The sequence below is a fragment of the Gordonia sp. NPDC003585 genome, from assembly GCF_040610755.1.
Lineage (GTDB): Bacteria > Actinomycetota > Actinomycetes > Mycobacteriales > Mycobacteriaceae > Gordonia.
Genome location: NZ_JBEXMX010000126.1, coordinates 1 through 8996, shown reverse-complemented (window position 1 = coordinate 8996; position 8996 = coordinate 1). Strand labels below are relative to the sequence as shown.

Here is an 8996-nt window from a genome sequence, read left to right as displayed (position 1 = left end):
ATCGACCCGGAGCGCGCGCGAGTCCTGTTGCTGCACGGCGGAGATCGGGTGCTGCCGAGCTTCGACGCGCGACTGTCCGCGGATGCCCAGCGCACGCTCGATGGGCTCGGGGTGGAGACCCATCTCGGCGTGCATGTCACCGGTGTCGGCGCGGACTACGTCGAGACCACCAGTAAGGCGACGCACGAGGTGGTCCGCTATCCGGCGCGCACCACCCTGTGGACCACCGGCGTCGAGGCGGTGCCGTTCGCAAAGACGCTCGCCGACGCGCTCGGTGTGACCCAGGACCGATCGGGCCGAATCCCGGTGCGGCCGGACCTGTCGGTCGACGGTCACGACAATGTGTGGGTGGTCGGCGACATGAGCTCGCTCGACGACCTGCCGGGCGTCGCGGAGGTGGCCATGCAGGGCGGTCGGCATGTGGGCGCGGTGATCGCCGGGCTCGTCGACGGCCAGCATGACCGTGCGCCGTTCCACTACCGCGACCTCGGCAACGCGGCCTACATCGCACGTCGTCAGGCGGTCGTGCAGGCCGGGCGGCTCCGGTTGTCGGGCTCGTTGGGGTGGTTGGCGTGGGGTGTCATCCACATCGCCTTCCTCGCCGGTATCCGCAATCGGATGGGCACGGTGATCTCGTGGTCGGCAACGCTTCTCACCGACTCGCGCCGGGAACGCGCCATCACCTACGGAGATCCCGAGACGGCACGTCAGCCGTACTCGCGATGACCTGAGAGGTAGTGGACCGCGGCGCTTGACCGGAGGACCCTGGGGGTAGACGAAATCACCTCTAGGAGGCGACCATGATCGGGCGCAACCGTTTTGGCCAACCCACCGGCCCGCCCACCGAATCGAGTCCGCGGTGGCTGAGCGTCGTGTTGCGCTGCGACCGTTCGGGTTCGGGCTGGTACATCGGTCTGGGCTTCTTCTTCGCGCCGCTCGTATTGGCGCTCGATCCGTGGCCGATCGCGGTGGCCATTGCGTGGACGGCGATCGCGCTGTTCGGTCTGTGGCTCGGCATCCTCGGCGTGTTCATGGCCATCGGACTCGGTCGCGTGTTGCGCTCGGGCGAGACGGTTCCCGACGAGTACTGGATGGCGCTGCTGGGTGACCGGTCGGGGCGGTGAGGCGCCGCCGGCTGAGCCTGGATCCATGGACGTAGATCTGGCCCCGAATTCCGCTGCCTGAGCCGAAGGCCCCCATCCGCTCCCTGAGGTGCTCGAGGCGCTAGCCGAGAGCCTCGAAGGGCCTGGTGAGAGAGGGGAGTTCGGCGACCAGGTAGCGACAGTCACCAGGCCTTCGAGGCTCGTCGCTAGCGCTCCTCGCACCTCAGGCAGCGGAACTACGCACCTCGAGCGGTGCGGAATATCGGGCACGGATCCAGGATCGATCGGCGGTCAGTCAACTCAGCAGCCGCCACAGCCCGATCAGCCCGACGACCACGATGACGCCGCGAAGGGCGTTGGGTGACAGTCGCCTTCCGTAGCGGGCGCCGACAACGCCACCGACGAGGGAGCCGGCTGCGATCAGTCCGGCGGCCGTCCAGTTGATGCGGTCGAAGGCGACGATGGAGTATGCCAGGGCGGCAACGACATTGACGACGAGACTGAGCAGGTTCTTCGCGGCGTTCATCCGCTGCAGATCGTCGGGGACGATCACACCGAGGGCGCCGATCAGCAGGATACCTTGCGCCGCGGTGAAATAGCCGCCGTAGACGCCGACCGCGAAGGTGGCGACAACCATCGCGGCGGTGCGGGCCGGTGTCATCGAGAGCCGCTCGCCGTGGAGAAGCCCAGTGCGTGCGAACACCCGGCGCTGGATGCGCGGCTGGATCACGACGAGGATCAGTGCCCCGATCAGCAACACCGGAACGACGGCCTCGAACACCGTCTCGGGCAGATGCAGAAGCAGCCAGCATCCGAGAAGTGCGCCGGTGAAGGACGCGGGAAGCTGCCAGCGCAGTTGTGGCCACTGGCCTTCGAGCTCGCGTCGGTAACCCCATGTCCCCGACACACCGCCCGCGACGAGGCCGACGGCGTTGGACATCGTCGCGCTCACCGGCGGCAAACCGAAGGCGACCAGGGTGGGGAAGGTGATCAGGGTTCCGCTGCCGACCAGCGCGTTGATGGCGCCGGCCCCGACGCCGGCGATGGCGATGGCGAGCAGTTCGACGGGCGTCACCCCTCCACCGTCGCATGTGGCTCCCCACCGGCGACACCCGGTTCTACACTCGGACGATGACCGCAACCGACGACGTTGTCGAGAAGATCCTGTCCACCTACGACACCATCACGGTGGTCGGCGCGAGTGCCAACACCGCGAAGGCGGCGAACGAGGTGCCTGCGTACATGCAGGAACATGGGTGGCGGATCATCCCGGTCAATCCGACAGCGCAGGAGATCGTGGGCGAGACCGTCTATCCGACGCTGGCCGACGTCCCCGAGCAGGTGGGCCTCGTCGATGTCTTCCGTCCGGGACCCGAGTGTGCCGAGGTGGCGCGACAGGCGGTCGCCTCGGGTGCCACCGCGCTGTGGCTGCAGCTCGGTATCCGATCCGACGAGGCGCGGGAGATCGCCGAATCGGCCGGGTTGCTCTACGTCGAGGATCGGTGCCTGATCATCGAACAGCGTCGCACCGGCCTGCGCGCGCCGCGCAGCTGACCGGTGCCGCCATGTTCCGCCTCCACGACCCGCTGACCGACGGGCAATTGGCGCTGTTCCTTGCCTTTCTGGCGTTCACGGTGACCTTTGTGATCACCCGGGCCATCACGCGGCTGATTCGCGCGGGCCGAGGTCCCTTCCGGGACAACGTCTCCGGGGGCGTACACATTCATCACGCGGTGCCCGGGATCGTGCTGACCATCGTGGGGGCGTTCGTCTCGGTGGCGGCGGCGGGGCGTTCGCCGGCCGCCGAGATCAGCGCGATCATGATCGGTGTCGGTGCGTCGCTGGTGCTCGACGAGTTCGCGCTCATCCTGCACCTCAAGGACGTGTATTGGTCACGGGAGGGCCAACTCTCGGTCCAGGTGGTCTCGTTGACGGTGGCCGGACTCGGCATGGCGACGCTCGGTTTCAATCCGCTCGAGGATTCGAGTCTCGAACTGGGACCGGTCGTCTTGACGGCGAACCTGCCGATCAACATCGCCTGCCTGCTCTGCTGCATCGCCAAGGGCAAATACTCCACGGCTGTGGTCGGCGCGTTCGTGCCGCCGCTCGCCTGGGTCGGTGCGATCCGGTTGGCCCGGCCCGACTCGCCCTGGGCGCGTCGCCGCTACTCGGCGCCGAAACGAGAGGCCGCGCGTCGTCGGGCCGAGAAGTTCGACGCGCGGTACGGACGATGGGGAATGACTGTCGAGGACTGGGTGGCGGGGCGCCCGACCAAGACGGCCGATGAGCAGTCAGCGTCGGATCCCGAAGGCGTCACGAATGAGGGCGATGAAGGCTCGGGTCACCGCGCTGGCCTCGCTGCGCCACACAAAGCCGAGGACAGCCGGCTCGGTGATCTCGCGAATCGTCCGGCCGGTGATGTCGCGACGCCCGGAAACGATTGATTCACTGAGTATTCCGACGCCCAACCCGCCGGCGACGAGTTCGAGGATCGCGTCGGGTGAGGACGCCTCCATCGCCGGCCGGAAGGTGCGGGCGCCCCGATCGAAGGTCGTCCGGATTCCCGCGCCGCGGGGCAGGCAGATCAGGTGATGGGATCGGAGGTCGTCGAGCGACAGTTCGTCGCCTGACGCGGTGTGCTCGAGCGCCGGATGATTCGGCGGTGCCGCGGCCACCACCCGCTCCGAGAACACCGTCAGCGACTCGAGCGAGGGTGGCAGGTCACCGTCATGACCGGCGAGCGCGATGTCGAGGTCGCCGTTGCCGACGGCGCTGATCAGGTCCTCGGAGCCCTGCTCGGACAGCGAGATCTCGATCGCCGGATGGTCGCGGTGGAGTCGGCCGAGCGCAGCAAACAGCGGTTGCATGGTGCATCCGTCGACCATGCCGACCGCAAGACTGCCGCGCAGGAGGTCGTTGACGTCGGCCACCGACTGGGCCATCGCATCCGCCGACCGCAGGGACGCACGCGCCGCGGGTAGTGCAGCGGCGCCCGCATCGGTCAGCCGGACGCGACGCCCGGCGCGGTCGAATAGTGCCGCGCCGAGTTCCCGTTCGAGAGCCCGTATCTGCGCGCTGATGTTCGGCTGCGTGGTGTGGGTGCGCTGCGCCGCCGCGGTGAAACTGCCCGTGTCGGCCACCGCGGTGAAGTATTCGAGCTGCCGCAGTTCCATAACTGGAGATTATATGGAGAATCGAGAACATTACTTGGACTTCTTCTGGCTGACCGGGAAGCCTCGGAGGTGGAAGCAGAACATCGACACCAACACCAAGGAGTGATCACGATGACCGACAACACCACATATGTTGCTCGTACGCCCGAGGACATCACCCGTCTCTTCGTCCAGTTCTCCAACGCCGGCGATGCCGACGCGGTCGCCCGGCTCTACCACGAGGACGCGGTGATGGCCTATCCACCTGGAAGCGTCACCGAGGGCCGGGCCGCCATCCGCGAACTCTGGGCATCGGTGCTTGAACACCGTCCGACCTTTGTGCCCGAAACCCCGCTCCCGACACTCTATTTCGGTGATGACCTGGCACTCACGTCGACACCACCGCGCGACGGTGCGGGCGCCCGGGCGCAGGTCGTGGCGCGCCTCGCCGACGGCTCGTGGGTGCGCGTCATCGACCAACCCGAGTTCGTGTCCACCGGCTCGGACCAACCCAATCGATAGCGCGCTACCGAATCACTAGACTGGTGCACGACGGCCGCACTTCTGCGGTCGTCGCCCCAGTTGAGGTGATGGCAGCGGAGGTGATGGCGGTGGTGGCCGATCAGGAGGCGGTGGCGGGCAGTATTGCCGCTGCAGATGATCCGTTGTCGCTCGAACGGCAGGTCTGTTTTGCCCTCGCGGTGGCCAATCGATCGGTTCTGCGGATCTACCGCCGACTGCTCGATCCGCTGGGACTCACCCACCCCCAATACCTGGTGATGCTGGCGCTGTGGGAGACCGACCCGCGCGCGGTCAAGGACATCGGAACCGCCCTGCAGCTCGACTCGGCGACGCTGTCGCCGCTGCTCAAGCGCCTTGAGTCGTCGGGGCTGATCGTCCGGCGTCGCCGCGGCGATGACGAGCGCAACGTCGACGTGGCACTCACCGACGACGGCAGGCACCTGCGGGAACAGGCGCTCGCGATTCCGCCCGCCGTGGTCGCGGAACTCGGTGTCGACCTGTCCGAACTCGAGGAACTGCATTCCGTGCTGACGCGGGTGAACGCCGCGGCACTGCGCGCCGAAGCGGCCCGCGACTGAACGGGTCACATCGCCACGTGGGTGTGATTGGCGTCATGCTAGCTTCGCAAGATCGGGGTATTCGCCCTGGGTGCGGAGGGGTGTGACGGTGAATCAGCGGACCGACGACCAACTCGAGGTGCGCGCGGTGACCGACGCCGATGAGGTGGCTGCCCGCATAGCGCCGCGACTGTCCCAGGATGGATCGCTCGTGGCGCAGTCGGCGCGGGTGTTGCCTGCCGGTGCAAGCCGAACCACCTTCCTCGTCGGTCTGAGCGGCGGCAGCACCGATGCGATCGAGAATGTCATCGTCCGGGCGGTTCCGTCGGCCCGAACCGGCGACGGCGGACTCGGGATCGAAGCCGCGGTGCTCGGTGCGGCCCACGCCGCCGGAGTGCCGGTCCCGCGGGTGCTCGACTCGGGGCTCGGCGCCGGTGAGAGTGTTCTCGGCTACCCGTACTTCGTGATGAACTTCGTTGTCGGAGAATCTATCCCGCGACGCATTCTGCGCGACGACGAGTACGCGACGGCTCGTGCTGGGTTTGTCGGGCAGGCCGGGGAGATCCTGGCCAGAATCCATCGGATGGACCGCAGCGGCTTGGGCGTTCTGCCGTCGATGCCGGACCCGCTGGCGGCGCTCGCCGGATTGTTCCCGAGGGAATGGGACGAGATGCCGGCCGGTTTGGTTCTCGCCGCCGGGTGGCTGGACCGCAATCGGCCGGAACCGTCGCCGGAGGTCACCGTGGTACACGGCGACTTCCGGTTGGGCAATCTGATGATCGACTCCGAAGGTATTGCTGCGGTGCTGGATTGGGAGCTGGCGCACGTCGGCGACCCGGTCGAGGATCTGGGGTGGCTGTGCGCCAAGGCGTGGCGATTCTCCGCACCGCAACCGGTGGCGGGGATGGGGCTGCGCGCCGAGTTGCTCGACGCCTACGAAGCCGAGGCCGGTTGGCGCCCGACCGACGCGGCACTGCGCTGGTGGGAACTGTTCGCGACCGTACGGTGGGGCCTCATCTGCGCGGTGCAGGCGAACCGGCACCTCGACGGCACTGAACGCTCCGTGGAGCTGGCGGCCATCGGAAGGCGGAGTGCGGAGCAGGAATTCGATGCGCTCCTCGATCTCGGCATCGTCGAACCCGAACGGGTCGCCGATCCCCTCGACGCTGCAGCTGCCGACCCGGAGCATCCATTCGGGGAGGATCCGTTCGGGCCGCCCGTTGCGCCCGAGTTGCTGGAGTCGGTCGCCGACTTCCTCCGGTCGGCACCCGTCACCGAGAACATGGCGCCGCACATCAGGTTTCACACCCGGGTCGCGGCCAACGTGCTCGACGTGGTGCGTCGCCAGTTGCTCACCGCGCCCGAATCGGTGCCGGCCAGTGCCGCCCGGTTGCGTGACCTCGGTGTCGCGAATCAGCGCGACCTCGTCGCGAAACTGCGCGACGGAACCCTCGACGGCGACAACCCGGACGTCCGCGCGGCGATCGCCGCCGACGTGCGTGCCCGGCTGATGGTGTCGAATCCGAAGTACTTCGCCGTGCCGCATCCCTGACGCCGGCGTTAATTGACCCGCAGAATCAACAACCCGATCAGGAGTCTTCCCAGTGGATTTCGCACTACCCGACCACCTGCGTGATTATCTCGACGAACTCGACGTCTTCATCGAAGCCGAGATCGTCCCGCTCGAGCAGGCAGACGACAACATCCGATTCTTCGATCATCGCCGCGAGGATGCGCGTACCGACTGGGAACGCGGCGGACTTCCCAATGCCGAATGGGAAGCGTTGCTGGGTGAAGCACGCCGACGCGCCGACGCGGCAGGACACTTCCGGTATCCGTTCCCGGCCGAATACGGCGGACGGGACGGTTCGAACCTGGCGATGGCCGTCATCCGCGAACACTTGGCCTCGAAGGGACTCGGCCTGCACTGCGATCTGCAGAACGAACACGCGATCGTCGGCAACAACATCGGCCTGCTGCTGATGCTGGCGTACGGTTCTCCCGAGCAGAAAGCCGAGTGGGTGGACGGCCTCGCCGCCGGAACCAAGTTCTTCGCGTTCGGCATCACCGAGCCGGATCACGGGTCGGACGCCACGTACATGGAGACCACAGCGGTCCGTGACGGCGACGACTGGATCATCAACGGCGAGAAGACCTGGAACACGGGAATCCATGTCGCGCAACGGGACATCATCTTCGCTCGCACGAGTGGGGAACCGGGCAACGCCCGCGGTATCACCGCGTTCCTCGTCGACCCGCATTCCGATGGGTTCACCGTCGACGAGTATCTGTGGACCTTCAACATGCCCACCGATCACGCGCACATCACCCTGCGTGACGTCCGCGTGCCCAACTCGGCGGTGTTCGGTGCCGAAGGGGCCGGCTTGCAGGTGGTTCAACACTTCTTCAACGAGAATCGGATTCGCCAGGCCGCGTCGAGTCTCGGTGCCGCGCAATACTGCGTCAATCGCGCGGTGGACTACGCCAACGAACGCGCCCCGTTCGGCAAGAAGCTGTCCACCAATCAGGCAATCCAGTTCCCGCTCGTCGACCTGCACACGCGGTGCGCGATGGTGCGCGCGCTGATCCGCGAGACCGCGTGGAAGATGGACACCTACGGGCCCTTCGCGGCGTCGGCCGAGGTGTCGATGTGCAACTACCAGGCCAATCGGCTGTGCTGCGACGCGGCGGATCAGGCGATGCAGGTGTTCGGCGGTCGGGGCTACTCCCGGCACGAGCCGTTCGAACACATCTACCGGCACCACCGTCGCTACCGCATCACCGAGGGCGCCGACGAGATCCAGATGCGCCGCGTCGCGGGCTATCTGTTCGGGTTCATGTCGAGCAAGGCACCCAAGGGAGTGTCGTAGGGTTGGGTCATGAAGTCGTCTGAATCACAGGGCCGGGGGTCACAGGACCGGGGGAACGCCCGATGATCGCGGCCATCGTCATCGGTGTCACGGTGATCGTGGCGCTCGTCATTCTGGGCGGTGCCGCCTGGTTCGCGTTCGATTCGGACAAACGCATCCGCAAGTTCGCGCGGTCGACCGATCTCATCCCGGGCAAGCCGAGTCGGGCGCCCGACTCGTGGGCCACCGATAACAGCCGGGAAGCGTTGCTGCACAGGCGTATCCGCTATGCCATCAACGACGTGCACAACAATCCGGGCATCGCGCACGACGACGAGCTGATCGCAGCGCGGGATCGGCTCGACGACGCCGTGTTCGCGCTCGACGATCGGCTCATCGCCGCTGCGGCAAGTGACGGCGAGGAGAAGACCGAAGCTCTCGACGCCGCGGAGTCCGCAATCAAAGTGCTCGAGGATCTCCCGACCAAACTGTGGGAGGCGCCGAAGGAGCAACAGGCGCAGGACCTCGACCGGGTCACCTCGGCCTTGCGCCGCTGACGTCGGTCGGGCTGGTGAACGATCCCGACTCCCAGGCGTTGGAGCAGGACCCCTCGCGCCGTCACCTGGTGGTATTGCCGTTGACAGCGGCGGTCGCCGGTGTGGCCGCCGGATTCGTGGGTGGCGCGTTTCGCTGGTTGCTCGAACACCTCGACGCCTGGCGCGAGGACCTCGTGCGCTGGGCCGACGGGGCGGGAGCGCTTGCCTGGTGCGTTCCCGTGGTGGTGGTCGCAGGCGGCGCGGCGTTGGGTGCGGC

The 8996-nt window shown here is 67.1% G+C and carries 10 protein-coding genes and 2 pseudogenes; 10 read left to right on the top strand and 2 right to left on the bottom strand.

The window, feature by feature from the left end; genetic code table 11:
• Together ABZW74_RS22990 and ABZW74_RS22985 are read left to right on the top strand one after the other, a co-directional pair.
• Positions 1-726 (top strand): FAD-dependent oxidoreductase (locus ABZW74_RS22990; RefSeq protein WP_355279648.1); only part of this gene is annotated, 726 nt, incomplete at its 5' end.
• 74 nt (positions 727-800) lie between these two features.
• Positions 801-1124: a hypothetical protein gene (locus tag ABZW74_RS22985; protein ID WP_355279645.1), complete on the top strand. Its 324-nt coding sequence runs from the start codon at positions 801-803 to the stop codon at positions 1122-1124.
• A 274-nt stretch (positions 1125-1398) separates the two neighbouring features.
• Here ABZW74_RS22985 and ABZW74_RS22980 read toward each other — a convergent pair whose 3' ends face one another.
• Positions 1399-2178 (bottom strand): sulfite exporter TauE/SafE family protein, encoded by a 780-nt coding sequence (locus ABZW74_RS22980; protein WP_355279643.1) that lies wholly within the window; start codon positions 2176-2178, stop codon positions 1399-1401.
• A 56-nt stretch (positions 2179-2234) separates the two neighbouring features.
• Between ABZW74_RS22980 and ABZW74_RS22975 the strand changes: the two genes are divergently transcribed.
• Together ABZW74_RS22975 and ABZW74_RS22970 are read left to right on the top strand one after the other, a co-directional pair.
• Entirely contained in the window at positions 2235-2657 is a 423-nt protein-coding gene (locus tag ABZW74_RS22975; RefSeq protein WP_240855082.1) for a CoA-binding protein, read from the top strand.
• A gap of 11 nt (positions 2658-2668) precedes the next feature.
• The gene (locus ABZW74_RS22970; protein ID WP_308220999.1) at positions 2669-3547 is read left to right on the top strand and encodes a hypothetical protein; all 879 of its coding nucleotides are present in this window, start codon (positions 2669-2671) and stop codon (positions 3545-3547) included.
• Here the strand turns inward: ABZW74_RS22970 and ABZW74_RS22965 are convergent.
• Positions 3470-4276: pseudogene (locus tag ABZW74_RS22965) on the bottom strand (LysR family transcriptional regulator); the annotation flags it as partial. The gene ABZW74_RS22970 and the pseudogene ABZW74_RS22965 sit on opposite strands and share 78 nt — an antisense overlap.
• 111 nt (positions 4277-4387) lie before the next feature.
• Here ABZW74_RS22965 and ABZW74_RS22960 point away from each other — a divergent pair.
• From ABZW74_RS22960 to ABZW74_RS22935, 6 genes and pseudogenes are all read left to right on the top strand, one after another.
• Positions 4388-4777, top strand: coding sequence for a nuclear transport factor 2 family protein (locus ABZW74_RS22960; RefSeq protein WP_355279640.1), 390 nt, complete (start codon positions 4388-4390; stop codon positions 4775-4777).
• An 83-nt stretch (positions 4778-4860) separates the two neighbouring features.
• The gene (locus ABZW74_RS22955; protein WP_240855552.1) at positions 4861-5355 is read left to right on the top strand and encodes a MarR family transcriptional regulator; all 495 of its coding nucleotides are present in this window, start codon (positions 4861-4863) and stop codon (positions 5353-5355) included.
• Between the two features lie 88 nt (positions 5356-5443).
• Positions 5444-6886, top strand: coding sequence for a phosphotransferase family protein (locus ABZW74_RS22950; protein WP_240855078.1), 1443 nt, complete (start codon positions 5444-5446; stop codon positions 6884-6886).
• Between the two features lie 52 nt (positions 6887-6938).
• A complete protein-coding gene (locus ABZW74_RS22945) occupies positions 6939-8204 on the top strand; it encodes an acyl-CoA dehydrogenase family protein (protein WP_355279637.1) in 1266 nt (421 codons plus the stop codon).
• Between the two features lie 62 nt (positions 8205-8266).
• The gene (locus ABZW74_RS22940; protein WP_355279635.1) at positions 8267-8740 is read left to right on the top strand and encodes a hypothetical protein; all 474 of its coding nucleotides are present in this window, start codon (positions 8267-8269) and stop codon (positions 8738-8740) included.
• Positions 8741-8754: 14 nt separating this feature from the next.
• A pseudogene (locus ABZW74_RS22935) lies at positions 8755-8996 on the top strand (ClC family H(+)/Cl(-) exchange transporter); the annotation flags it as partial.